This is a genomic window from Rhodococcus sp. HM1, assembly GCF_023218075.1.
Taxonomy (GTDB): Bacteria; Actinomycetota; Actinomycetes; order Mycobacteriales; family Mycobacteriaceae; genus Rhodococcus.
Genome location: NZ_JALPTB010000017.1, coordinates 16,919 through 41,666 on the forward strand (window position 1 = coordinate 16,919; position 24,748 = coordinate 41,666).

At 68.0% G+C, this 24,748-nt stretch carries 25 protein-coding genes; 8 read left to right on the plus strand and 17 right to left on the minus strand.

Features of this window, described 5'->3' with window-relative positions; all coding sequences use genetic code 11:
- Nucleotides 1-36: 36 nt before the first annotated feature.
- Together M1M07_RS11455 and M1M07_RS11460 are read right to left on the minus strand one after the other, a co-directional pair.
- Entirely contained in the window at nucleotides 37-462 is a 426-nt protein-coding gene (locus M1M07_RS11455) for a Fur family transcriptional regulator (protein WP_197256904.1), read from the minus strand.
- A gap of 31 nt (nucleotides 463-493) precedes the next feature.
- Nucleotides 494-1,270, minus strand: a complete 777-nt coding sequence (locus M1M07_RS11460) for a methyltransferase domain-containing protein (RefSeq protein WP_248674246.1) — start codon at nucleotides 1,268-1,270, stop codon at nucleotides 494-496.
- Between the two features lie 347 nt (nucleotides 1,271-1,617).
- Between M1M07_RS11460 and trpS the strand changes: the two genes are divergently transcribed.
- The gene (trpS, locus tag M1M07_RS11465; protein WP_248674247.1) at nucleotides 1,618-2,658 is read left to right on the plus strand and encodes a tryptophan--tRNA ligase; all 1,041 of its coding nucleotides are present in this window, start codon (nucleotides 1,618-1,620) and stop codon (nucleotides 2,656-2,658) included.
- Nucleotides 2,659-2,841: 183 nt separating this feature from the next.
- Nucleotides 2,842-3,639, plus strand: a complete 798-nt coding sequence (locus M1M07_RS11470; protein ID WP_248674248.1) for a DUF5602 domain-containing protein — start codon at nucleotides 2,842-2,844, stop codon at nucleotides 3,637-3,639.
- 73 nt (nucleotides 3,640-3,712) lie between these two features.
- On the opposite strand, the gene M1M07_RS11475 is transcribed toward M1M07_RS11470, so the two are convergent.
- From M1M07_RS11475 to M1M07_RS11505, 7 genes are all read right to left on the minus strand, one after another.
- A complete protein-coding gene (locus M1M07_RS11475) occupies nucleotides 3,713-4,339 on the minus strand; it encodes an acetoacetate decarboxylase family protein (RefSeq protein ID WP_248674281.1) in 627 nt (208 codons plus the stop codon).
- Nucleotides 4,323-6,038, minus strand: coding sequence for an FAD-dependent oxidoreductase (locus tag M1M07_RS11480; RefSeq protein ID WP_248674249.1), 1,716 nt, complete (start codon nucleotides 6,036-6,038; stop codon nucleotides 4,323-4,325). Before M1M07_RS11480 ends, M1M07_RS11475 begins: the two co-directional genes overlap by 17 nt.
- Complete coding sequence (locus M1M07_RS11485; protein WP_248674250.1) at nucleotides 6,035-7,540, minus strand: NAD(P)/FAD-dependent oxidoreductase; 1,506 nt, start codon at nucleotides 7,538-7,540, stop codon at nucleotides 6,035-6,037. The genes M1M07_RS11480 and M1M07_RS11485 overlap by 4 nt, the downstream gene beginning before the upstream one ends.
- The gene (locus M1M07_RS11490) at nucleotides 7,537-8,112 is read right to left on the minus strand and encodes a TetR/AcrR family transcriptional regulator (RefSeq protein ID WP_197256917.1); all 576 of its coding nucleotides are present in this window, start codon (nucleotides 8,110-8,112) and stop codon (nucleotides 7,537-7,539) included. The genes M1M07_RS11485 and M1M07_RS11490 overlap by 4 nt, the downstream gene beginning before the upstream one ends.
- Before the next feature lie 74 nt (nucleotides 8,113-8,186).
- Nucleotides 8,187-8,621, minus strand: a complete 435-nt coding sequence (locus tag M1M07_RS11495) for a GNAT family N-acetyltransferase (protein WP_248674251.1) — start codon at nucleotides 8,619-8,621, stop codon at nucleotides 8,187-8,189.
- Nucleotides 8,622-8,722: 101 nt separating this feature from the next.
- Nucleotides 8,723-9,754: an aspartate-semialdehyde dehydrogenase gene (locus M1M07_RS11500; RefSeq protein ID WP_248674252.1), complete on the minus strand. Its 1,032-nt coding sequence runs from the start codon at nucleotides 9,752-9,754 to the stop codon at nucleotides 8,723-8,725.
- Nucleotides 9,755-9,756: 2 nt separating this feature from the next.
- Nucleotides 9,757-11,022 carry an aspartate kinase gene (locus M1M07_RS11505; protein WP_197256930.1) on the minus strand — a complete coding sequence of 422 codons (1,266 nt, stop codon included), beginning with the start codon at nucleotides 11,020-11,022 and terminating at the stop codon, nucleotides 9,757-9,759.
- A 175-nt stretch (nucleotides 11,023-11,197) separates the two neighbouring features.
- Here M1M07_RS11505 and M1M07_RS11510 point away from each other — a divergent pair, with 175 nt between their 5' ends.
- Together M1M07_RS11510 and M1M07_RS11515 are read left to right on the plus strand one after the other, a co-directional pair.
- Nucleotides 11,198-11,599 (plus strand): TIGR03668 family PPOX class F420-dependent oxidoreductase, encoded by a 402-nt coding sequence (locus M1M07_RS11510; protein WP_197256932.1) that lies wholly within the window; start codon nucleotides 11,198-11,200, stop codon nucleotides 11,597-11,599.
- A gap of 556 nt (nucleotides 11,600-12,155) precedes the next feature.
- Entirely contained in the window at nucleotides 12,156-12,425 is a 270-nt protein-coding gene (locus M1M07_RS11515) for a WGxxGxxG family protein (RefSeq protein ID WP_197256934.1), read from the plus strand.
- Nucleotides 12,426-12,516: 91 nt separating this feature from the next.
- Here M1M07_RS11515 and M1M07_RS11520 read toward each other — a convergent pair whose 3' ends face one another.
- Together M1M07_RS11520 and M1M07_RS11525 are read right to left on the minus strand one after the other, a co-directional pair.
- Nucleotides 12,517-12,708 (minus strand): YegP family protein, encoded by a 192-nt coding sequence (locus tag M1M07_RS11520; protein ID WP_197256936.1) that lies wholly within the window; start codon nucleotides 12,706-12,708, stop codon nucleotides 12,517-12,519.
- 147 nt (nucleotides 12,709-12,855) lie between these two features.
- The gene (locus tag M1M07_RS11525; protein ID WP_197256938.1) at nucleotides 12,856-13,188 is read right to left on the minus strand and encodes an Lsr2 family protein; all 333 of its coding nucleotides are present in this window, start codon (nucleotides 13,186-13,188) and stop codon (nucleotides 12,856-12,858) included.
- Nucleotides 13,189-14,178: 990 nt separating this feature from the next.
- On the opposite strand from M1M07_RS11525, the gene leuA reads away from it, so the two are divergent.
- The 4 genes from leuA (at nucleotide 14,179) to M1M07_RS11545 (ending at nucleotide 18,807) form a co-directional block, all read left to right on the plus strand.
- A complete protein-coding gene (gene leuA, locus M1M07_RS11530) occupies nucleotides 14,179-15,987 on the plus strand; it encodes a 2-isopropylmalate synthase (protein WP_197256940.1) in 1,809 nt (602 codons plus the stop codon).
- 152 nt (nucleotides 15,988-16,139) lie between these two features.
- Nucleotides 16,140-16,514 carry an SHOCT domain-containing protein gene (locus M1M07_RS11535; protein ID WP_197256942.1) on the plus strand — a complete coding sequence of 125 codons (375 nt, stop codon included), beginning with the start codon at nucleotides 16,140-16,142 and terminating at the stop codon, nucleotides 16,512-16,514.
- Nucleotides 16,515-16,847: 333 nt separating this feature from the next.
- Nucleotides 16,848-18,101 (plus strand): Mur ligase family protein, encoded by a 1,254-nt coding sequence (locus M1M07_RS11540; RefSeq protein ID WP_197256944.1) that lies wholly within the window; start codon nucleotides 16,848-16,850, stop codon nucleotides 18,099-18,101.
- Nucleotides 18,094-18,807 carry a type 1 glutamine amidotransferase gene (locus M1M07_RS11545; protein ID WP_197256946.1) on the plus strand — a complete coding sequence of 238 codons (714 nt, stop codon included), beginning with the start codon at nucleotides 18,094-18,096 and terminating at the stop codon, nucleotides 18,805-18,807. Before M1M07_RS11540 ends, M1M07_RS11545 begins: the two co-directional genes overlap by 8 nt.
- Before the next feature lie 10 nt (nucleotides 18,808-18,817).
- Here M1M07_RS11545 and M1M07_RS11550 read toward each other — a convergent pair whose 3' ends face one another.
- The 6 genes from M1M07_RS11550 to M1M07_RS11575 form a co-directional block, all read right to left on the minus strand.
- Nucleotides 18,818-19,657 (minus strand): alpha/beta fold hydrolase, encoded by an 840-nt coding sequence (locus M1M07_RS11550; RefSeq protein WP_248674253.1) that lies wholly within the window; start codon nucleotides 19,655-19,657, stop codon nucleotides 18,818-18,820.
- 101 nt (nucleotides 19,658-19,758) lie between these two features.
- Complete coding sequence (locus M1M07_RS11555; protein WP_248674254.1) at nucleotides 19,759-20,187, minus strand: hypothetical protein; 429 nt, start codon at nucleotides 20,185-20,187, stop codon at nucleotides 19,759-19,761.
- A gap of 46 nt (nucleotides 20,188-20,233) precedes the next feature.
- Nucleotides 20,234-20,797 carry a hypothetical protein gene (locus tag M1M07_RS11560; RefSeq protein ID WP_197256950.1) on the minus strand — a complete coding sequence of 188 codons (564 nt, stop codon included), beginning with the start codon at nucleotides 20,795-20,797 and terminating at the stop codon, nucleotides 20,234-20,236.
- Between the two features lie 182 nt (nucleotides 20,798-20,979).
- Nucleotides 20,980-22,563, minus strand: coding sequence for a fatty-acid--CoA ligase FadD5 (fadD5, locus tag M1M07_RS11565; RefSeq protein WP_248674255.1), 1,584 nt, complete (start codon nucleotides 22,561-22,563; stop codon nucleotides 20,980-20,982).
- Nucleotides 22,564-22,827: 264 nt separating this feature from the next.
- The gene (locus M1M07_RS11570) at nucleotides 22,828-23,616 is read right to left on the minus strand and encodes an enoyl-CoA hydratase (protein ID WP_248674256.1); all 789 of its coding nucleotides are present in this window, start codon (nucleotides 23,614-23,616) and stop codon (nucleotides 22,828-22,830) included.
- On the minus strand, nucleotides 23,613-24,599 hold the full coding sequence (locus M1M07_RS11575; protein ID WP_308200795.1) for a nitronate monooxygenase family protein: 987 nt from the start codon (nucleotides 24,597-24,599) through the stop codon (nucleotides 23,613-23,615). The genes M1M07_RS11570 and M1M07_RS11575 overlap by 4 nt, the downstream gene beginning before the upstream one ends.
- Nucleotides 24,600-24,748 lie beyond the last annotated feature (149 nt).

A 24,748-nucleotide genomic window follows, 5' to 3' on the forward strand; every position in this document is an offset into this window, starting at 1 on the left:
CCGGGGGCGCGATACCATCCTGGCCGACGGGGTGGACTAACGGCAGTCGGGACACAGTCCCCAGAACGTGATCTCGGCCTCGTCGACGGCGAATCCGCGTGCGTCCGAGGGAGCGAGACAGGGGGCCGCGCCGACCACACAATCGACGTCGACGACCGTGCCGCAGTTGCGGCACACGAGGTGGTGATGGTTGTCGCCGGTTCGGGCTTCGAACCGCGCCGGGGAGCCGGCCGGCTCTATCCGGCGGAGCAATCCCGCACTCACACAGGCTTTCAGCACATCGTAGATCGCCTGGGTGGACACGGAACCGAGTTCGCGGCGCACGGCTGCGGCCACCTCGTCGGCATCGGAATGCGGATGTGCGGCAACCATTCCGAGTACCGCGACGCGCGGAGCGGTCACTCGGAGCCCCACCGAGCGCAACTGCTCGCGAGGGTCGAAGTTCTCGTCCGTTCGTTCCATGACTACGAGTATGCCCCTTTTCTGGAATTAGTCAAGAAAAGGGGCGCTTCGCCCGTGTGCCTTTGTGGCGGTCGGAGGCGCCACAAAGGCACACGGGCGGCTGAGCCGCACGGCAGACCAGCATGCGGTCGGCGCCCTTCTGGAAGCGGTAGTCGACCTCGACGACTTCACCGGCGATGTTCCGTCCCCGAAGCTCCGCGAGCAACTCGTCCAGGCGCGGATAGAGAACCGACGATCCCGAGGCCACGAGCGGAAAGATCCGCACCTCGCCGCTGGCGACGCGCACGAGTTCGACGATCGCGTCGACGTGGAAGGCGTGGTCGAGGCGGTCGGAATAGCTGAACAGCAGGTGTGAACTGAGCACGAGGTCGAAGCTGTCGTCCGCGAACGGCAGGGACGGCAAGCGCCCGGCGACGTAGTGCTGCGGGTGCCGGCTCATGTCGGCGGCGAACTTCCGGACCGCGTACTGCCGGACGCGCCGGTGCTCGTCCGGGTCGACGAAGAACGTCCAGTCGTACTCGTCGGCGTGAGCGCGGACGTATCGGTCACCGCGGTCGGTCTCGGCTGCCGCGACGGCGGCCAGTTCTTCCGCTCCGTTACCGAAATAGGCCGTGTCACATGCAGTTACATCGCCGCCGCGGTCGTTCACTTCGCCGGTGAACCCGGCCGCACCTCCAGGGCAGTCCAAGATCCGTCGGAACAGGTCGTCGGCGGTGAGGCCGAACATCGCCCGGTACTCGTCCAGCGAACGGGAACTGATCAGCATCTCTCCGATACCGCCGGCCGGAACAGGATCGTCGTGGGTCATGGGTGGTTCCTCTCGAATCGAGGCCACCTCACCGGACGTGCCGCCACCGTCCAGGAAGCGAGCGTGATCGACCGCGGAAGAGGCGGCCGGAAAGCACAGTCGACGGGCCGCTAGGAGTACGGCCACCAACGCTGCGTCACGGTAATCACCGCTCCATTGGAGCACGGCGAGAGATGGTTCGGCAATCGGCCGAACTGCTACGCTGGCCGGGTGATCGTCATCCGACAGGCATGGTGGTGGCTGCGCCGGCAGCCCAATTGACCATGTCCGCGGGCTGTACGCAGCCCGCGATCGTCGTCCGACCAGATCGAGGTTCGTGCAGCCCCTGACCATTTCAGGAGCAGTACATGACTTCCCTTGCCACCAGCGTCGAACGCAGCGAGACTCTTCGCACCGACGTCGCCGCGAACCCTGGTCGATATCGGGTTCTGACCGGTGAAAGACCAACGGGCCCATTGCATCTGGGACACTACTTCGGCACCGTCGCCGAGCGTGTGCGTCTGCACGACTCGGGCGTGGACACCTTCGTCGTCCTCGCGGACTACCAGGTCGTCACCGACCGCGATGCCATCGGCCGGGTCCGGGACAACGTCTACAGCGCAGTCCTGGACTATCTGGCCGCCGGGATCGACCCCGATCGGGCCACGATCTTCACCCACTCCGCGGTGCCGGCACTGAACCAGCTGATGCTGCCGTTCCTGAGCCTGGTCACCGAAGCCGAACTGCACCGCAACCCGACCGTCAAGGCCGAGCATGCCGCCTCGGGCCGCGCGCTCAGCGGCCTGCTGTTGACGTATCCGGTGCACCAGGCCGCCGACATCCTGTTCTGCAAGGGCAATCTGGTCCCGGTCGGAAAGGACAACCTGCCCCATGTGGAACTGACCCGGGTGATCGCCCGGCGGTTCAACGACCGCTACGGGGCGGTGTTTCCGGAGCCGCAGGCGCTGCTCACCTCCAGCCCGGAAGTACCCGGCCTGGACGGACGGAAGATGTCCAAGTCGTACGGCAACGCGATCACGTTGTCGATGACCGCCGACGAGACAGCCGCGGTGATCCGCAAGGCCCCGACCGATTCGGATCGGCGGATCACCTTCGACCCCGTCGCCCGCCCCGGGGTCTCGGCGCTGCTGACCACTACGGCGCTGTGCACGGGCAGCGACGAGCACGAGATCGCCGACACGATCGGCGACGCCGGGGCCGGAGCACTGAAGAAGATCGCCACGGAGGCCGTCAACGACTTCCTTGCCGCACACCGTCGTCGGCGCGACGACCTCGCCGGGAACCCGGACCACGTCCACGCAGTCCTGCGGGAGGGTAACCGACGCGCCTGCGAGATCGCCGAGCAGACACTCGCCGAGGTACGAACCGCGATGGGAACGATGTACTGATGCGACCGGCCACCCCTCGCCGCGGTCGCCGGGATCGGGTTGCCGCGACACTCGGATGCCGAGGCCCGGACGCACTCGGAACACCCGACGATCACGAATCGATCTACCGCGCCCGCGCCCGCCCGACGCGCAGTTAGTATCCGAAACGACGGATACCCCCGCGTCGGAAATCGAGGGCTGTACATGGTGATTCGACCCTGCGCGCGCCTGCTCGCCGTGATCGCCGCCGCAGGGTGCCTCGGATTGTTCGTGACTCCCGCGACCGCGGCCGGTGGGGGCATTTCCGGCCTGGTCGAGGGCCCCACGCGTCCCGTCGGGGCGGGCAACGCCCGCGCGTACGTCACCCTCGACGACGACGGCACGCCGGCCACGATCGGGGTCAGGCTCGACGCGGCCACGCTCGACGAACTGCCCGACGGCCTGCTGCCGACCACCGAGGAGTACGTGCTCGAGCTGCCCGAGCAGGCGAAGGCCACGCCGTTCGACCACGTCACCGTCGACTGGAATTCGCACGGCCACAACCCCGAGCACGGTTTCGACGTGCCGCACTTCGACGTGCATTTCTATCTGCTCGACAGGGCCACGGTGTCCACGATCGACCCGTTCGTCCCCGGCTACGTCCAGGCAGCCACCACCCTGCCGGACCCGAGATACCTGCCCGCGGGCTACGCACCGAGCGGGGATCCGCTGATGTCGACGGTTCCGCGCATGGGACTGCACTGGGTCGACACCGCCGAATCGGGACACCACCTCACCGAGACGGTGTTGTACGGCACGTGGAACGGACGGCAGGTGTTCGTCGAACCGATGATGAGCCGCGACTGGCTCGCGGCCCGGCCGCTGTTGCACGAGCAGCTGCCGCAACCCGAGGCATACCAGCGCACCGGCCTCTACCCCACCACGTACGCGGTGTGGTGGGACGAGGCGGCCCGGACGTACACGATCGAACTCGGCGGACTGACAATGCGCGAGGCGTCGTAGGGGTCAGCCGACGGGGAAGACAGCCGCGCGCGGTCGCCCACGCGCGGCTGCCTCCTGCCTCCGCCGATCCGCGCTACCGACCCGGCCCCGTACTCATCCGACCCCGTGTGATGACGATGCCGTGATGGGTTCCGGCCCGCAGCCACCGGTCGAGCGTCGGACCGCCGGCCTGCACCTCCACCCGGGCGTACCGGAAGCGGCCGCGCAGCTTGGCCGTCGCCCGCAACAGTCCCCCGCCGTCGAGGGGCTGCGCGAACGTCAGCCCCCCGGCGATGGGCAGCTCGGGACCCCTGGGCGATGCCGTGGTCGTCACCTTCCACGACTCACCCGTCGCCGAGAACGTCCGGGTGACGTCGCCGGCGAACTCCGCAAGCACCTTCGGCAGATGCCAGTGGGTCCGGCCGCCGTGCACCGACGGCTCCGAGTCGACGGCGATGAACGGCACCGCCATCGACGGAATCACGCCCGGTCGCAGCACCGGGCTGGCCAGGATCTCCCGGTAGGGCCCGACCGGCGACTCGAGGTAGTCCACCATCATCGCGAGGGTGAACGGCAGCGTCGTCCCGCCCGGCCCGAACTGCGCCGCGTCGGGGGTACTGCGGTGCCACCACAGGGTCGCGCGCACGGCCGCCGGCCAGGGCGGCGGGGGCGAGACCGGCCAGTCCTCCCGGTCCGTGCTGCTCTCAGGCACGCTCCACAGCATGTGCAGGTTCCTCTCGGCGGACGGTGGGTACGGGCAACAGCAGCGCGGCCGGAGCGTCGGCGGGCACCGCCGGCCGGACCGGCGCCACCGGCGCCACGGGGACGTAGCCCTCCCCGAGCGCGGGGCGGGTGTCGGCTTCACCCTTGTTGGGCCACAGGGCCATCGCGCGTTCGGCCTGCGCGGTGATGGTGAGCGAGGGGTTCACACCCAGGTTCGCGCTGACCGCCGAGCCGTCGACGACGTGCAGCCCCGGATGGCCGTACGCGCGCAGGTACGGGTCGACGACGCCGGTGTCCGGCGAGTCGCCGATGACGCAGCCACCGAGGAAGTGGGCGGTCATCGGAATGTTCACCAGGTCGGCGATCGAGCCTCCCGCATCACCGTCGAGCTTGTCCGCGACCCGCCGGATCGCCTCGTGCCCCACCGGGATCCACTCCGGCGGCGGTTCCCCCGGTCCGGGCTTGCTCGTCACACCGCGACCGAACGGGCTTCGGCGGCTGCGTAATTCGAGCGAGTTGTCGTCGGTCTGCATGACGAGCGCGATCACGGTGCGTTCGGACCAGTGCCGCACCGACAGACTGCGGAAGAACGCGCCCGGGTTGCGGGCGGCGACACCGAAGAACTTCACCAGGCGCGGTGCGCGACCGCCGCCGTCGGTGAGCAGTGCCTGCAGCAGGCCGATGGCGTTGCTGCCCTTGCCGTATCGGACGGGCTCGATGTGCGTGTGGTCGTCCGGGTGGAACGACGACGTGATCGCCACGCCGCGGGTGTAGTCGATCGTGGTGTCCTGCGCGGACGCGGCGAGCACCGCCTCCGAGTTGGTGCGCACGACCGTGCCGAGGCGGGGCGACAGGTTCGGCAGCGCACCGGTCTCCTGCATCGCGAGCAGCAACCGCGCGGTGCCGTACGTGCCGGCCGCGACGACGACCTGATCTGCGGAGAAGACCTTGCGGCGCTTACGGATCCGGTTGGTGCTCTTCGTGTGGATCTCGTAGCCGCCACCCTCCCGCGGACGTACCTCGGTGACGGTCGTGAGCGGATGGACGGTCGCACCGGCCTTCTCGGCGAGGTACAGGTAGTTCTTGACGAGGGTGTTCTTGGCCCCGACCCGGCAGCCGGTCATGCACCCACCGCATTCGGTGCAGCCGGTGCGCTCGGGCCCGGCACCGCCGAAGAACGGATCCGGCACGGTCTCGCCGGGCGTTCCGAAGAACACGCCGACCGGCGTGGTCGTGAAGGTCTCACCGACACCCATGTCCTCGGCGACCGAGCGCATCACCTCGTCGGCGGGAGTGGTCGACGGATTGGGGCGGGCCCCGAGCATCTTCGCGGCCTGGTCGTAGTACGGCCCGAGTTCGGCTTCCCAGTCGGTGATGTGCCCCCACTGGGGATCCTGGAAGAACGCCGACGGCGGCCGGTAGAGCGTGTTGGCGTAGTTGAGCGATCCTCCGCCGACCCCTGCGCCGGCCATCACCAGTACGTCGGGAAGCAGGTGGATGCGCTGGATGCCGTAGCAGCCGAGGGCCGGTGCCCACAGGTACTTGCGCAGCCGCCAGCTGGTCTTCGGCAGCTCGTCGTCGCTGAACCGCCGCCCGGCCTCGAGGACACCGACGCGGTAGCCCTTCTCGGTCAGCCGCAGTGCCGAGACGCTGCCGCCGAAGCCCGAGCCGATCACGAGCACGTCGTAATGGGTCATGCGTTCACCTGCTCGGCGGCGGGGCGCGCCACGTAGTTCTCGGAGTCGAAACGCCGGGTCGCCTGCCGGAACTTCCACGTGAAGGTCGGCCACATCACGGAGTTGCGGCCCTTACGGTCCAGGTACCAGCTCTGGCATCCGCCCGCGTTCCAGATCGTATCGGCGAGCATCGGATCCAGTCCGGAGTTGTAGCGTCGCTGCGCGCCGTCGGTCACCTCGACGGAACTCAGCCGTCGGGTGCGCATCGTGCGGATCGCGTCGGCGATGTAGGTGGCCTGCGATTCGAGCATGTACACGATGGAGCTGTGGCCGAGGTTGGTGTTCGGTCCGTACATGAGGAACAGGTTCGGGAACCCGTGCACCGCCGTGCCGAGGTGCGCGGACGGGCTGCCGTTCCACGTCTCGGCGAGGGTGCGTCCACTGGTACCCCGAATGTGCTGGGCCACAGGAGGTTCGGTCGGCGTGAAGCCGGTGCCGAAGATGATCGCGTCGACCTCGTACTCGTTGCCCTTGTCGTCGACGACGGCGTTCCCGGTGACCGCGGTGAGACCGGAGGCGACCACGGTGACATCGGGCCGGGTGATCGCGGGGAACCAGTCGTTGGACAACAGGATCCGCTTGCACATGATCCGGAAGTTCGGCTCGAGCTTCGCGCGCAGCTCGGGATCGGCGACCTGCTTCGCGAGGATGGACCGCGCCCGGCGTTCGAACAGCGGCACGATCCACTTGCGCGCGAACGGCTTGGTCATCCCGACCACGTAGGTTTCCTTCTGGCCGTAGACGGCCGCACGGACCAGCTTCTGCGCCGCCGGGACCCGGCGATAGAGCGCTTTGACCGGAGCCGCGATCGTGTGGTCGTGCTTGGGCATGACCCACGAGGCGGTCCGCTGGAAGAGGGTGAGGTGCGCGACCTTGTCGACGATGGCGGGAACGAACTGGATCGCCGATGCTCCGGTACCGATCACGGCGACCCGCTTGCCGGTCAGGTCGTAGTCGTGGTTCCACTCGGCGGAGTGGAACATGGTGCCGCCGAACAGTTCCAGTCCCGGAACCTTCGGCAGGGTCGGAGTGGACAGGGCGCCGGTGGCGGCGACGAGGACGTCGGCGGTCAAGTCACCCTTGGAGGTCGACACGAGCCAGCTCCCCCGCGCGTCGTCCCACTGCGCATCGCGCAGTTCGCAGTCGAACACGGTCCGGTCGGCCACTCCGGTCTCACGTGCGACGCGGCGCAGGTAGGCGTAGATCTCGGCCTGGGTGCCGTGGGCCTTCGACCAATCCGGCTCGGGCGCAAAGGAGAACGAGTACAGCGCGCTGGGCACGTCGCATGCGGCCCCGGGGTAGTTGTTCACCCGCCAGGTACCGCCGACGTCGTCCCCGCGTTCGATCACGACGACGTCCGCCTTCGGATCCTCGCGCAACAGCGTTGCGGCCATGCCGATTCCGCCGAACCCGGCGCCTACGACGAGGGTGTGCACGTGGGTGGGGAGCGTTGCCGAACTCATTTCATCACCAGCGCTTTCCAGACGGGGAGCAGCCGCTCCCGGAACTCACGATCGGATTCGGGGGTACGCATCAGGGAGGACACCGCGAAGCCGCGGGCCAGTTCGATACTCAGGTCGATGGCGTCCGGACTGATCCGGTCGCCCATGATCTCGAGGCAGCCGACGTGCAGGGCGTCGGACACCTTCCGCTCCAAGGGGATCATCGCCTCGTGCAGAGCGGGATCGGTGCGGGCGGCGACCCACAGTTCGAGTGCCGCGTCGAACAACGGGCCGACGAACGCGTCGAACAGCGTCTCGAGCGCGCGGTCCGGTTCGGGCCGTGCCTCGAGGATCTCCGCGAGCCGTTTGTCGACGAGGTGCGCGACGGCGGCGACGACGAGCGACTCCTTGGTCGGGAAGTGGTGCAACTGGGCGCCGCGGGACACGCCGGCGCGTTTGGCGATGCCCTGCGTGCTGGTGCCCGCGTATCCCAGTTCGACGAGGGAGTCGACGGCGGCGTCGAGCAACTTGGCTCTCGTCGCCGCGGTTCGCTGGGCCTGCGTGCGGGGCACACCGGCTGTGGTGTCGGTCACGAAACCGAGAGTAACGGTAAAACTACAAACAGTCCAGACTGTTTGTAACTTTCTTTTCCGGGCTGCGAGGACGGTCAGCCGGCCTCCCGGCGCATCGGCACATGGTCGATCCCGGCCTCGAGATAGTTCGGCCCGGTCCGGCGGAAACCCCAGCGGCCGTACCACTTCTCCAGATACGCCTGCGCCGAGATCTCGATCGGACGGGGGAAGTCGCCGATCACGGCATCGATCAGCCGCGCTGCGTGACCACGCCCGCGGGCATGCTTCGCGGTGGCGACCCGCCCGATGTGGATCACCGGCCCGTCGTCGAGGACCCGCAGGGTCGCCACCACGTCGCCGTCGACCTCGGTCCAGTACAGCGTGGTGGTCGGTTCGAGATCGAGACCGTCGAGCTCGGGTTCGCAGACGATCCCCTGCTCGTAGACGAACACCTCGAGGCGTAACCGAACTATCCGATAGAGGGTTGCCGGGTCGATGCGGTCGAGCGTTGCGGAGCGGATGGACAGCACGCTGTCAGACTGGCACATTTTCGGACCGGCGCGACGAAAAGAGCGAGTGGACCACCCCGAAGGGTGATCCACTCGCTCGAGTGCAGTGGGAGGCTACTCGCTCAGACGAGCAGCTCTGCGATCTGGATCGTGTTGAGCGCAGCGCCCTTACGCAGGTTGTCGCCCGAGACGAACAGCGCCAGACCCCGTCCGTCCGGCACGCCCGGATCCTGCCGGATGCGGCCCACGAGCGACGGGTCGTTGCCTGCGGCGGCCAGCGGCGTCGGCACGTCGACGAGCGACACACCGGGAGCGTTCGCCAGCAGTTCCTTCGCGCGCTCGACCGACAGCGGCCGCTCGAACTCGGCGTTGATCGACAGCGAGTGGCCGGTCACGACCGGGACGCGCACGCACGTGCCCGACACGAGCAGATCCGGCAGGCCCAGGATTTTGCGCGACTCGTTGCGCAGCTTCTGGTCCTCGTCGGTCTCGCCCGAGCCGTCGTCGACGAGCGAACCGGCCAGCGGCAGCACGTTGAACGCGATCGGCGCGACGTACTTCTCCGGCGCCGGGAAGTCGACGGCGCTGCCGTCGTGGACGAGCTTGTCGGCGTCGGCGATCACCGCGCGCGCCTGGCCGAGGAGCTCCTCGACGCCGGCGATGCCGCTGCCGGACACGGCCTGGTAGCTCGAGACGATCAGGCGCTGCAGGCCCGCCTCGTCGTGCAGGACCTTCAGGACCGGCATCGCGGCCATCGTGGTGCAGTTCGGGTTGGCGATGATGCCCTTCGGCGGGTTCTTCGCCTGCTCGGGGTTGACCTCGCTGACGACGAGCGGGACCTCGGGGTCCTTGCGCCACGCCGACGAGTTGTCGACGACGATCGCACCGGCCGCCGCGAAGCGCGGGGCCTGCTCACGCGAGAGGGTCGCGCCCGCGGAGAACAGCGCGATGTCGATGCCCTTCAGGTCCTCGTCGGACGTCGCCGCGGCGTCCTCGACGACGACCTCCTCACCGCGGAACGACAGCTTCTTGCCCGCCGAGCGGGCCGAGGCGAAGAACCGCACCTTGTCGGCGGGGAAGTTGCGCTCCTCGAGGAGAGTGCGCATGACGATGCCGACCTGGCCGGTCGCACCTACAACAGCAATGGTGGTCATGATTACCGTCCCGTTCCGGCGTGGACGACGGCTTCTTCCTCGCCGCCGAGGTCGAACGCGGCGTGCAGGGCACGGACCGCGTCGTCGAGTTCGGTGTCGTCGACCAGCACCGAGATGCGGATCTCCGACGTGGAGATGAGATCGATGTTGATGCCGGCCGCGGCGAGCGCCTCGCAGAACTTCGCGGTCACGCCCGGGTGGCTCTTCATCCCGGCCCCGACGAGCGACACCTTGCCGATGTGATCGTCGAACAGCACCTGGGTGAAGCCGATCTCGTCCTGCTGCTTGGTCAGCAGCTCGACGGCACGCGGGCCGTCGGCCATCGGCAGGGTGAAGGTGATGTCGGTCTTGCCGGTCTCGACCTTCGAGATGTTCTGCAACACCATGTCGATGTTGATCTCGGCGTCGGCTACGGCCCGGAAGACCTTCGCCGCGTAGCCGGGGGTGTCGGGCAGGCCGACGACGGTGACCTTGGCTTCGCCGCGGTCGTGCGCGACGCCGGTGATCAGGGCCTCTTCCACGGGGATGTCCTCCATCGATCCGGACACGATCGTGCCGGGCTTGGTGGTGTACGACGAACGAACGTGCACGGGCACGTTGTAGCGGCGGGCGTACTCGACGCAACGCAGCATGAGCACCTTCGCACCGCACGCGGCGAGTTCGAGCATCTCCTCGAAGGAGACCGTGTCGAGTCGCTGCGCGTCCTTGACGATGCGCGGGTCGGCGGTGAACACACCGTCGACGTCGGTGTAGATCTCGCAGACGTCGGCGTTCAGGGCCGCCGCCAGCGCGACGGCGGTGGTGTCCGATCCGCCGCGACCGAGCGTGGTGATGTCCTTGCTGTCCTGGCTGACGCCCTGGAAGCCCGCGACCAGGACGATGCTGCCCTCGTCGAGCGCGGCCCGGACACGACCCGGCGTGACGTCGATGATCTTGGCGTTGCCGTGGCTGCCGGTGGTGATCACACCGGCCTGCGAGCCGGTGAACGAACGGGCCTCGGCACCGAGCGAGTGGATGGCCATCGCGACCAGAGCATTGGAGATGCGCTCACCGGAGGTGAGGAGCATGTCCATCTCGCGGGCCGGCGGCACCGGGCACACCTGCTGAGCGAGGTCCAGCAACTCGTCGGTGGTGTCGCCCATGGCGGAGACGACCACGACGACGTCATTGCCCGCCTTCTTGGTCTCGACGATCCGTTCAGCGACGCGCCGGATCCGCTCGGCCGTCGCGACCGAGGATCCTCCGTACTTCTGGACGACGAGTGCCACGCTGGCGAACCTCCGGGTATTGGGTGCAAGTACCAGGAAGCGAGTCTACCGATGAGGCCCCGGACGACCCCGCTCGGGCCGTCCTGCGCCTCCGGCGCCCGTGTGCCTTTGTGGCGGTTCCGGGCGCCACTTGTGCACACCGGCGCGGAGCGCCCGGAGGGCTAGCGTGAGGTGCATGGACGCCCGCCGCCGCGTCGCTGCCGCCCGGGTGGCCCGACTCGCCACGGCGGACGGGTCCGGCACGCCGCACGTGGTCCCGATCGTGTTCGCCCTGGACGGCGACGCGATCCACACCTGCGTCGACGACAAGCCGAAGACCACCCGGCGGCTGCGGCGCCTGACCGACATCGCCGAGAATCCGCGGGTGAGCGTGCTCGTCGACCACTACAGCGACGACTGGTCGCAGCTGTGGTGGATCCGCATCGACGGCATCGCCACGGTCCACGACGCGGACACCGAGGCGGGCGCCACCGGACTCGACGCGCTGGCCCGCAAGTACCCGCAGTACCGAGAACAACGGCCACCCGGCCCGGTGATCACGATCGACCGGCTGCGCTGGCGCTCGTGGTCGGCCTGAGCCACGACGGTCGCCGGGTCCTCGACGTCGGCTCACCCGGTGATCACGGCCGCGGGTTGGTGCGGACCCACCGGCGCCGGTCGCTCTGCGTGGCCCCGGTGCAGCGACGACACAAGACGACGCCGTGCTCCCCGATCTCCGCCAGGTACAGCGCCTCGCTCCACGGCACGTGCGCGAAGCGATCCAGACGGGCACGAGAGAGCGGAACTCCGCACAAGGTTTGATTCGTGCCGGGCGTCCATGCGTGCGTGTCACCGCACGGGTACCGGATCCCGTCGCTGTCGATCCACCGACTCGATGCCGCGACCGCGTGCTCGGTTCGCTGGGCCATGAGTCCGGATTCCCACGGCCGGGTGAATTCATGCCGGCCCGGCGAAAAGTGCCGTCGGCCCCGGCCGGAAGAACACCCGGTGCCGGCCACGGCGACGATTCCGTTCCGCCGAGGGTTGTTTCGCAATGCCGCCGGATGGGAACAGGACTTCTTGTTCGACGCGGACTCCACGGTTCAGCAGGGACCGAATTTCCGTGCCACCCTTACAGATCAGGGAGAATCCCCATGCGCAAGACAATCATTGCTGTCCTCGCCGCGACCACGGTCGCCTTCACCGGTGCCGGCCTTGCCCATGCCGACACCTCCGCCCCGGCCACCGCGGCTGTTGTCGCTCAAGCCGAAAACGATCCCGACGACGGTGACAACACCGGCCTGTGGGGCCTGCTCGGCCTTGCCGGGCTGGTCGGCTTGGCCGGACTCAAGCGGCGCAACGCGCCGGCGACACCCGTTGCAGACGGCACCGTCTACGGCACCGACCCAAACCGCCGCTTGTAATCGCGCCCGACCTGTGGTCCTGCACACCGGTCGCAGGACCACAGGTCGGTCGGGCGCGACCCGGTCGTCGATATCGTCGACAGACCCCGATTCACGACTTTTTCGAGGTCAAGTCCTCCACGGGAGCCGAGGCGGCATTGGCCTTGACCGACGCAATACCGTTCTGAGCCGCTGCCTTCGAGGTGTAACCCTGGCTGGCCGCGATGATCTCGCCGTTGGCTGCTTTCAGCCGGAACCGGAAATCTCCGCCGGTGTCCTTGAAGAGCTCGAACCTGGCAGACATGACACCTCCACTGCGATGTCCACGACGGTCGCAGACCCCGTGTCACCACGGTAGGTCGCGCTCTCGAACACCGGCTGCGGAACAGCGTGATCGCCTGTGGCGCTGCGTGACTGTGCTTGCCGTCTACGGACCGACACGGAACGGAGGTCAGTGCGCCGCCGTGTACTCGTCGACGAGCGACTGCGGCATGCGTCCGCGGGCAGGGACCTCGTAACCGGCCGAGATGGCCCATTCCCGGATCTCCTTGGAAGTCGGCGAACCCGAGACGCCGGGCGGGCTTCCTCGCCGCTTGCGTCCTCCGACACGGGTGGCATTCGCCACGTAGGGCTCGATCTTCTTGCGGAAGTCCCGAGCGTTCTTCTTGTTCAGATCGATGGTGTATTCGACCCCGTCGAGTGCAAAACTTATCGTCTCTCCGTCCTCTTCCAAAGGGGTTCCGTCGATGTCGTCGAATATCTCGACAACGGTTCTTTTCGCCACAGGAAACCTCCATTTCCGGTATTCGAACGAGTCCAAAAGCAGTGTACATACCGACGGTATGAATTGTCCGAAATCATCGGAGCGCTACTCAGAAGTGTTGGCTGCTGCCGATTCCGACCGCGACGCCCTCACGTGAGCCGAAATGGATTCGGCATGCGTTGATCAACGAATCGAGCCCCGAAAAATACCGCGAGGAATCTTCCCCGAGTGACACGGCCGGGTTCCGAAAATGATCACCGAGTGGGCGCGCGTAGCGGCATGCGATCGGTCAGATCTCGTCGATCCCACCGATCGAGTAATTCCAGGCCTTCGGTCGAGCGAGATGCCGTGACCGCTCCGGACGAGGCCCAGAGAATCCGAACCTGCCGCCACAGGAGATTGCCGCGTTCGAAGCACCGAGCGCGCATCCGATCGACGCGGTGGAGCCACGACGAGTCGGTACCGGCGAAATACCCTCGGCCACATGACAATAGGCACCGACCGACCTTCCAGGTCCGGCCCGCGGAGACCGACGCGGTCGGGCCCGGAACACGATCGCCGGGCGCACGTACGGGAAGACGCACGCGAGCCACACACCGCCACCGGTGTTCGCCACAAGTCGGCAACCGGACTCCTCGGTCGGGTTCTCGACGATCATCGCGTTGCCCTTCGCCGTCCCCCGGAAACGGCCGGTTCGGGCCGAGCAGCTCGCCCGAACCGAGGAGCCCCACCGCCTCGTCGTCCGCGCAGGTGCGGGGCACGTCCAGCACCCTGCAGGGTTGTCCTTCATGTCCGGATCACCGGTTTCGGCCGCGTCCATTGTGTGAGATGGATCGCCCCCCTCTGGGCCCGACTGGGCCGGGACGAGTACACTGCCAGGCATGCAGCGCGCCCTTCTCCTCGGCCGCCGCGGCGGGATCTGACCAGACCGGCTTCCCGTCGCGGGGTTTCGACGCGCCGGTCGATATTCTGATTCGGACCCACAGGTCCACATTTTCTTTGGAGCACGTCATGTCACCCGCCGACGCATTCACTTCCGGTTCGCGCACCATCACGCCGCCGAGCAAGCCGGCTCCGGCCGACCAGCCGTCCTGGAACAAGCAGAAGAACTCCTCGATGCCGGTGTACCGGTACCTGCCGTTCGCGGAGGAGGTCGAGCCGATCTCGCTGCCCGACCGCACCTGGCCCGACAAGGTCATCGACCGTGCGCCCGCGTGGTGCGCCGTCGACCTGCGAGACGGCAACCAGGCGCTGATCGACCCGATGAGCCCCGCCCGCAAGCGCCGCATGTTCGACCTGCTGGTCCGGATGGGCTACAAGGAGATCGAGGTCGGCTTCCCCTCGGCGAGCCAGACCGACTTCGACTTCGTCCGCGAGATCATCGAGGACGGCGCGATCCCGGACGACGTGACGATCCAGGTGCTGACGCAGTCGCGGCCGGAACTGATCAAGCGGACCTTCGAGGCCTGCGCCGGCGCGCAGAACGTGATCGTCCACTTCTACAACTCGACGTCGATCCTGCAGCGCCGTGTCGTGTTCCGCGCCGACAAGGAAGCGATCAAGAAGATCGCGACGGATGCCGCCGCACTGGTGCTGGAAGAGGCGAAGAACCACCCCGACACGAACTGGCGCTGGGAGTACTCGCCCGAGTCGTACACCGGCACCGAGCTGTCGTACGCCAAGGAGGTCTGCGACGCGGTCGTCGACGTGCTGGGCGCGACCCCCGAGAACCCGGTCATCATCAACCTGCCCGCCACGGTCGAGATGGCGTCGCCGAACGTGTACGCCGACTCGATCGAGTGGATGCACCGCAACCTGGCCAAGCGCGACAGCATCATCCTGTCGCTGCACCCGCACAACGACCGCGGTGAAGGTGTCGCCGCGGCAGAGCTGGGTTACATGGCCGGCGCCGACCGCATCGAAGGCTGCCTGTTCGGCAACGGTGAGCGCACCGGCAACGTCTGCCTGGTGACCCTGGGCCTCAACCTGTTCAGCCGCGGCGTCGACCCCCAGATCGACTTCTCGAACATCGACGAGATCCGGCGCACGGTCGAGTACTGCAACCAGCTGCCGGTTCACGAGCGGCACCCGTACGGCGGCGACCTGGTCTACACGGCCTTCTCCGGAAGCCACCAGGACGCCATCAACAAGGGCATGGACCAGATGAAGGTCGACGCCGACGACGCCGATCAGGACGTCGACGACATCGTCTGGGCGGTTCCCTACCTGCCGATCGACCCGAAGGACGTCGGCCGCAGCTACGAGGCCGTGATCCGTGTCAACAGCCAGTCCGGCAAGGGTGGCGTCGCGTACATCATGAAGCACGACCACGGCCTGAACCTGCCGCGGCGTCTGCAGATCGAGTTCTCCAGCGCGGTGCAGAAGGTCACCGACGGCGAGGGCGGCGAGGTCAGCCCCAAGGAGATGTGGGACATCTTCCACGAGGAGTACCTGGCCCCGATCACGCCGCTGGAGCGGATGCGTCAGAAGGTCACCGCCTCGGAAACCGACGACGGCACCGACCGCATCGTCGCGACCGTCAAGGTCGACGGCGTCGAGAAGGAGATCGAGGGCGAGGGCAACGGCCCGCTGGCCGCGTTCGTCGACGCGCTGGAGACGATCGGTTACCGGGTCGCCGTGCGCGGGTACGCCGAGCACGCGATGTCGGCCGGTGACGACGCGAACGCCGCCGCCTACGTCGAGGCGGACGTGACCCGTCCGGACGGAACCACCAAGCTGGTCTGGGGCGTGGGCATCGCTCCGTCGATCACCACCGCATCGCTGCGCGCGGTCGTCTCGGCGGTCAACCGGGCGCACTGATTCCGCTCGCCGTTCGGCCTGCATTCGGACAAACGCGGCGGTACTCTTCGGGAAGTCTCCCGGGGGTGCCGCCGCGTTTGCTGTTTCTCCCGGCGTGACGGCTCCCCTCCGGATCGGGACTCGAGGTTCACACGGGACGAGAGGGAAGCTCCATGGATTTCTGGGACATCATCTGGTTCATCATCGTCAGCTTCGCGTTCGTCGCCTACCTGATCATGCTGTGGATGATCATCGGCGACCTGTTCCGCAATCGTGAGCAGTCCGGTTGGGTGAAGGCGATCTGGATCATCTTCCTGTTCATCTTCCCGCTGCTCACCGCGCTGGTGTACCTGATCGTCCACGGCGACGGCATGGCCAAGCGGAGCGCGCGGGAAGCCGCCGAGTTCAAGACCGCCCAGGACAACTACATCCGCGAGGTCGCGGGCAAGTCCCCCGCCGAGCACATCGCCGACGCCAAGGCGCTCCTCGACGCCGGGACCATCACCGAGGAGGAGTTCCAGGCGCTGAAGGCGAAGGCTCTCTCCTAAGGCGCCTGCGGCGCCGGTGTGCCTTTGTGGCGGTCGGAGGCGCCACAAAGGCACACCGGCGCGGAGCGCCGCTCCACGTGCCGGCACCGCCCGGGCGAGGCAATCGGCAGCTCTTCGCCCCGATCCCGGTCGTCTCGTTCTCGAGCACGGAACTCACCTCCGCCGGCCGTCGCCCCCTTGATCCCTGCGTCCGGTGCCAGGGAGCACGCGCGGCACACGCTCGCACCCGCCCACGGCCGGTCTGTGAGCGATTCCGGCCGTCCGGTCGCGGTGTGACCGCACGTACACCACTCGGCTCCGCAGCCCGAACGCAGCTGTGGAAAACTCGCCGGGGTGGGTACTAGCACTGGAATCACCACGCGCGGCCGGTTGGCGTTGCGCGCGGCGAAGGCAGCCGCGTGGGCGTCGCAGAAGGCCGGACGCGGCAAGGGCTCGATGATCGGCGGGCTGATCGCCCTGAAGATCGATCCGACGCTGATGAAGCAGCTCGGTCACGGCCGGAGAACGGTGCTCGTCACCGGCACCAACGGCAAGTCCACCACGACCCGCATGACCGCGGCCGCGCTCGCAACTCTCGACGACGTCGCGACGCAGCCGGACGGGGCGAACATGGACGCCGGCATCGTCTCCACCCTCGCCTCGAACCTCACCGCGCCGCTCGCCGCGATCGAGGTCGACGAGCTGCACACACCGCACGTCGCCGACGCACTCGATCCGCAGGCGATCGTGCTGCTCAATCTCAGCCGCGACCAGCTCGACCGCGTCGGCGAGATCAACATGATCGAACGCAAATTGCGCGCGGGTCTGCAGCGTCATCCCGATGCCGTGATCGTCGCGAACTGCGACGACGTCCTCGTCACCTCCGCGGCCTACGACAACCCGAACGTCGTGTGGGTGGCGGCGGGTGCCGGCTGGGCCAACGACTCGGTCAGCTGCCCCCGCTCCGGCGAGCCCATCGTCCGCGACGGCGACCACTGGTACAGCAGTGGCTCCGATTTCGCTCGGCCCCAGCCTCATTGGTGGGTCGACGACGAGAACCTGTACGGCCCGGACGGGCTGGTGCTGCCGATGAAGCTGACCCTGCCCGGTCGCGCCAATCGGGGCAATGCCGCGCAGGCGGTCGCCGCCGCCGTCGCGCTCGGCGCCGATCCGGCCGAGGCGGTCGCCGCGGCCTCGATCGTCGAAGAGGTCGCCGGCCGGTATTCGACGGTGCAGGTGGGCCCGCATTCGGTGCGCATGCTGCTGGCGAAGAACCCCGCGGGCTGGCAGGAAGCGCTGTCCATGATCGACCCGACCGTCGACGGTCTCGTCATCGCCGTCAACGGTCAGGTGCCGGACGGCGAGGATCTGTCGTGGCTGTGGGATGTGCGGTTCGAGCACTTCGACGGTGTGCAGGTCGTCGCGTCCGGTGAACGCGGAACCGATCTCGGGGTCCGCCTCACCTACGCGGGCGTCGAACACACACTGGTGCCGGATCCGTTGCGCGCCATCGCGTCCTGCCCTCCCGGCCGGGTGGAGGTACTCGCCAACTACACCGCGTTCCGGGATCTGAACACTGCGCTCGCGAAGGGATCTGCACATGCCTGAGTCGACCGTGCGCATCGGCCTGATCCTGCCCGACGTGATGGGCACCTACGGGGACGGCGGCAACGCCCTCGTGCTGCGGCAACGTCTGCGGATGCGCGGATACGACGCCGAGATCGTCCCCATCGGCCTGGAGGATCCGGTGCCGGATTCGATGGACCTGTACACACTCGGCGGCGCCGAGGACTCGGCGCAGCGGCTCGCGACCCGGCACCTGCTGCGCTACCCGGGCCTGCAGCGCGCCGCCGAGCGCGGCGCACCGGTGCTGGCGATCTGCGCGGCCATCCAGGTGCTCGGCCACTGGTACGAGACGTCGGCGGGCGAACGCGTCGATGGTGTCGGCCTGCTCGACGTGACCACCACACCGCAGAAGACCCGCGCGATCGGCGAGATCGTGATCTCCCCCGCCGTCGAGGGCCTCACACAGCCGCTCACCGGATTCGAGAACCACCGTGGCGGAACGACTCTCGGGTCGTCGGCGCGGGGCCTGGGCCGAGTGACCCGCGGCGTCGGCAACGGTGTCGGCGACGGCCTCGAAGGCGCTGTGCAGGGCTCCGTGTTCGGTACGTACCTTCACGGCCCGGTGCTGGCCCGCAACCCGGAGTTGGCCGATCTGCTGCTGGCGCGCGCGCTCGGCGTCGACGCACTGGCACCGCTGGATCTCCCGGAGGTCGAACAGCTGCGCCGCGAGCGCCTGCGGACGAACTGACCGGACCGGTTCAGCCCCGGCCGCCGACGTGCTCGACGACGAGTTCGGCGAGCGCTTCGGGGACCTCGTCCGGGATCCAGTGGCTCACACCGGGCAGTGTCTCGAACCGGAACGGGCCGGTGACCCAGCGACCGCTCGCCGCGGGGCCGGACCGTCCGATCGCGAAGTCGCCGTCGCTCCACACCATCAGCGTGGGCACCGGCACCCGGCCGACGGCCTCGCGCGGCGACCACACCGACAACGCCCGATACCAGTTCAGACCTCCGCGCACCGCGGCACGATCCGCCAGTCGCGCCGCGTCGCGGTCGGCGGCATTCGCCGGCTGACCGCTGCGCCGCAGCACCCGGCGTGCCGTCTTCTCGTCGGCGAACAACCGCTCGGGCAGCCCGGGCAGCTGGAAGAAGAGCATGTACCAGGATCGGAACAGCTGCAGGCTCGTGCCCAGCGCCCGGACGAACGCGGCGGGATGCGGCACCGACACGGCGGTGAGCGACCGCACCAGGTGCGGATGACGGGCGGCGGTCGCCCACGCGACGACCGCGCCCCAGTCGTGTCCGACCACGTGGAGCGGCCGCCCGATCCGGTCGATGAGGGCCGCCGTGTCGGCGACGAGTTCGGACTGCCGGTAGTCACGGCGCCGGCGCGGGCGCGCGCCGGGCGAGTAGCCGCGTTGGTCCGGTGCGATCGTGCGGTACCCGCGGGCGTGCAGCAACGGTGCCACCCCGTCCCACGAGCGGGCGTCCTGCGGGAATCCGTGCAAGAGCACTATCGGTTCGCCGTCGAGCGGTCCGTGGTCGCGGACGTCGAAGGTCAGTCCCGCCCTGCTGAACGATTCGATGCGCTCCGGCACCCGGCCCCCCGTTGCGATCTGTCCCCGAACCGCGAACTGCCCCTGAACAGGGGTTCGGCCCGAATATTCGCTTTACGCGAACTCCGGGCCGGATCTCTGCTTCACGAGCCTCTGTCGTCCTCGGACGTCTGCTCGATTCGCACCAACGATGTTACGCGCGTCACAATCGAGAGCGCAAGTGCATTTCCGGCCGCGATCGCCTGATCGGCCAGCGCCGACACTTCCGGTCGTTGCACCAGCTCGCGCACGGCCGTGACCGGGGCGAAGAGCCACTCGACCGTGCCGACGATCTTCTCGACGCCGACCAGCGTCGCGTCGACCCTGTCGATCGAGCCACCGAGCCGATCGACGACGGTCTCGAAGTCCCCGAGCCTCGAATCGAAGGAGGCGAGCACCCGGTTGAACTCGTCGAGCGATGCCGCGATCCCGCCGGAGACGTCGTCGATCCGAGCGATCGTCGCGTCGGCGTTCAGTGCTGCGGCGGTGAGACGCCGCAGCCGGCTCGGATCGTTCGGCCTGGTCTGATCCACCACGTCGGCTCCCCCTCCCCCCGCTCACGGCTCTCGCCGTGGGCTGTCACTTCGCGTCGGCACCGTCCAGCAGCCACCGGTCGCCATCACGCTCCAGCGTGATCAGGAACCGCGTCGCGTCGGTGCGCCCCTCCGGCACGGCCACGTTCTTCACATCCTGGTCGAGGAACACCAGTACCGTCGCGCGGTCGCCGTCGACGGTTTCGACGGCGGCGTGATCGGCGCGCGCGACCGAGCTGCCCTGTCCGTTCTCGACCAGCGACCGCAGCTCGCCGGCGACCGTGTTGTACTTCGCCGCGAACTCGTCCGTGGAGATCTCGGTGACCGCGGCGATCGAGGCGTCGAAACCCTGGAAGTCGTAGGTGCCCAGCGTGATCGCGTACTCGCGGGCACTGTCGAGTGCCTCGGTGCGCAACCGGTCCGCCGACTCGGCCCGCCACCACAGCACGGCGAAGGTCCCGGCGGCGATCGCGAGCACGAGAACCAGGCCCCTCACGATCCACTGCCGGCCCGAACCGGCCTTGGTCGACGTCCGCTCGGGAACCTCGATCGCTTCGAAGGGTGCTGTCACCTCTGGAGCCTTGCCGTCCGACGTATCCGTCGTTGCCATCAGTCGCGCAGTCCTTCCAGCGATTTCCGCCGTTTCTTGAAACTCGACACCGGGGGCAGCGGTTTGACCGCTGCCCCCCGGTCCGGACACGATGCCCCTGTCGTCGTGTTCCGAAATCCCCCCGACCATCCCCCGACCGGGGGCACACGGCTCCCCCCGCCATGTGCCCCCCAACTCGACCGTCAGCCCTGCACGACGGCCGAGAGTCCTCCACGCAGTTCGTGCTTGACGACCTTGCCGCTCGCGTTGCGCGGCAGGGCCTCGACGATCACCACTTCCTTCGGGTGCTTGTAGCGCGCCAGGTTCTCGTCGAGGTACGGCTGCAGTTCCTCGATCGTGAGATCGTCGGCGCCGGGAGCCAGTGCGACGACCGCGACCGGAACCTCACCCCACTTGGCATCCGGACGGCCGATCACCGCGGCCTCGAGCACCTTCTCGTGGCCGTACAGGACGTTCTCGACCTCGGCGCAGTAGATGTTCTCGCCGCCGGAGATGATCATGTCCTTCTTGCGGTCCACGACGTAGACGAAGCCTTCTTCGTCGACGCGCACGAGGTCGCCGGAGTGGAACCAGCCGCCCGCGAACGCATCCGCGGTCGCAGCCTCGTTGTTCCAGTACTCGCGCATCATGGTCGGTCCGCGGTAGACGATCTCACCGACCTCGCCGGGCGCGACGTCGTTCATCTCGTCGTCGACGACGCGAGCCTGGATCGTCGGGATGACCTGGCCGACGGAACCGAGCTTGCGAATCGCGTCCTCGCCGTTGAGAACACACGTGATCGGCGACATCTCGGTCTGCCCGAACACGGCGACGTTCGACGCCTCCGGGAAGGTCTCGGCCATGGCCCGCAGGATCGTGTCCGAACTCGGTGCCGCTCCCCAGGAGATGTTGCGCAGCGAGAGCTTGCGCGGATTCGCCTGCTGCGCAGCACACATCGCCTGCCACTGCACCGGAACGAGGAACAGACTCGTGACTTTTTCGGCCTCCAGGACGTCGAGCAGCGTGTTCGGGTCGAACGCGCCGACCGGGTAGATGACGGTCGTCTGACCGAGCATCAGACTCGGGGCCATCGAGCCGAGCGCGGCGATGTGGAACATCGGCGACGCACAGAAGCTGATCGTGTCGTCACCGAAGTTGTGGAATGCGCGGATGCAGGTGAGGGACTGTGCTTCCATATTCGAGTGCGTCAGCACCGCGCCCTTGGGCCGGCCCGTCGTTCCCGAGGTGTACATGATCAGCGCGGGCGTGTCGTTCGGAATATCCAGGGGCTCGTGCGCTTCCCCTTCTTCCGCGACGAGATCCTCGTAGGCCACGGCGTCGCCCTGCGGGTCCGCGCCGACGGTGACGACCAGGTCCAGGCCCTCCGACTGCGCACGCGCCGCATCGGCGAGCGGGACGAGCGGTCCCTCCACGACGATGGCCTTGGAACCGGAGTCCGCGATGAGGAATGCCACCTCGGGCGGCGTGAGCCGGAAGTTGACCGGTACGGCGATCGCGCCGAGCGCGTTCGCGGCGAGCACGGTCTCGAGGTACTCGGGGCGGTTGAGCATCAGGATGATGACGCGGTCGCCGAAACCGACGCCGCGCCGCGACAGTGCGTCGGCGAGCTTGTCGACCCGCTCGTCGAGCTGCGCCCAGGTGATCGACTCACCCTGGAATCGCAGCGCCGTGCGCTCGGGGATCATCAGGGCGTGGCGGGCGACCTGGTTGTTCCAGTTGTTGTTGCGGAAGCGCGTGGACTCCGAGCGTGCGGAGGTAGCGGTCATCGACTGTTCCTCTCGAGGGGACGGGGAGCGAACCGGCGAGGTCGGCACCGTTACGTTGTGACACACATTACAGATGCCGAGGGGTCTGCGCCAGGCCCTTTGTTAACGTGGATTCTCGAATTCTTCGGACGTTCACGGGCACGTGATTCCGGAGGAACTGCGGCCCGCAGCATCTCGTAATCCGCTGGCCAGAGCGGTGTGCGCCGGTAGCGTGGGCCGCCGGAGCACACCGCGAACCAGCGGTGACAAGTGCATCGTCGGTCGTCAGGCGAAACGCGGGGGTCGCTTCTGCAGCATCGCGGTGGCACCCTCGAAGAAGTCCGCGGACGTCAGCAGCTCCGTCTGGCCGGCCTTCTCCCGTTCGAGTGCCTCGTCCAGCGCACCGAGCGTCGCTGCGTTCAGCGCCTGTTTGGTCAGGGCCAAGGCGCGTCGCGGTCCCGCCGCGGTCCGTGCCGCGACCGTCCGGACGTGGTCGAGGAGCTGATCGTCCGGCAGGGTCTTCCCCACGAGACCGAACCGGTCGGCGTCCGCCGCGGAGACCCGGTTGCCGAGCAACGCCATCTCGGCTGCACGGGCCCGCCCGATCGCCGCCGGGACGAGCAGGCTCGACCCGCCGTCCGCCATCAGGCCGACGTTGACGAAGGAGAGGAAGAAGTACGCGCTCTCGGCGGCGTACGTGAAGTCTGCGGCGATGGCGATCGACACCCCGAATCCAGCGGCCGGTCCGTTGACCGCCGCGATGACCGGAACCGGCACGGTGGCGATGGAGCGGATCAATGCGTTCGCGGTGTCCATCGTGACCGCCGGATCGGACGGGTTCTCCGCTCCCGCAGCCAGATCCGCGCCGGTGCAGAACGCCGTGCCCTCGCCCGTGATGACAATTGTGCGGACGTCCGGATTCTCGCCCGCCGCGTCGACGGTGTCTCGCAGGGCGCCGATCGTGGCGAGATCGACCGCGTTCATTCGCTTGGGCCGGTCGATCGTCAGCCACAGAACGTTGTCGATCAGCTCCGACCGCAGGCCCTGCACGGCCGCCTCACCGCCGCCGGTCACGCCTGCACCGCCGCCGGATCGAGGAAGCTCGTGAGGCGACCTGCGATGATCGATTCCGCCTCCGCGACCATCCGCTCGACGAGCTCCGCCACGGTGGGGATGTCGTCGATCAGGCCCTGGCACTGCCCGGCGGTCCAGATGCCGGCGTCGATGTCGCCTTCCTCGAAGACCTTGCGACCCCGGGCGCCCGCCACCAGGTGCTGGATGTCCTTGAATTCGGCTCCGCGGGACTCGATCTCGACTACCTCGGCGCTGACCACGTTGGCCGCGACCCGTGCGGTGTTGTGCAGGGTGCGGAAGATCAGCTTCGTGTCGAGTTCGCTGTTCGCGACGATCTGCTCCTTGACCGCGTGCGCGACGGGCGACTCGACGGTGCACATGAACCGGGTCCCCATGTTGACGCCGTCGGCGCCGAGTGCGAGTGCCGCGACGAGACCGCGGGCGTCGGCGATACCGCCGGAGGCGATCACCGGAATCCGGAGCTTGCGGGTCGCGGCGGGGATCAGCACGAGGCCGGGCACATCGTCCTCACCGGGGTGGCCGGCGCACTCGAAACCGTCGATGCTCACCGCGTCGACACCCACCCGCTCGGCCTTGACGGCGTGGCGCACGCTCGTGCACTTGTGGATCACCTTGATGCCGGCGTCCTTGAAGAACGGCAGGTGATCCACCGGGTTCGACCCGGCGGTCTCGACGATCTTGATGCCGGACTTGATGATCGCCTGCCGGTATTCGGCGTAGGGCGGCGGCGTGATCGACGGCAGGATCGTCAGGTTCACGCCGAACGGCTTGTCGGTGAGTTCGCGGGTCCGTGCGATCTCGCGCACCAGATCCTCGGGTGTGGGCTGGGTGAGGGCGGTGATGAATCCGAGCGCCCCCGCGTTCGCCACCGCGGCGACGAGTTCGGCGCGGCCGACCCACATCATGCCGCCCTGAACGATCGGATGCTCGACGCCGAACGCCTCGGTAAATCGGGTTCTCACAGGTCCTCCCGGGATCCGCGCAATGTCGTCGGAAGGGCGGGGACGCACAGCCCGCCCGTCACTAAGTCTGAGAATCGTCATTAACTTTGATTCTCGCCTCGCGCTTTGTCAATACGTTGTGTACTGCAGTTTTCCCGAAGTTCGGGTGC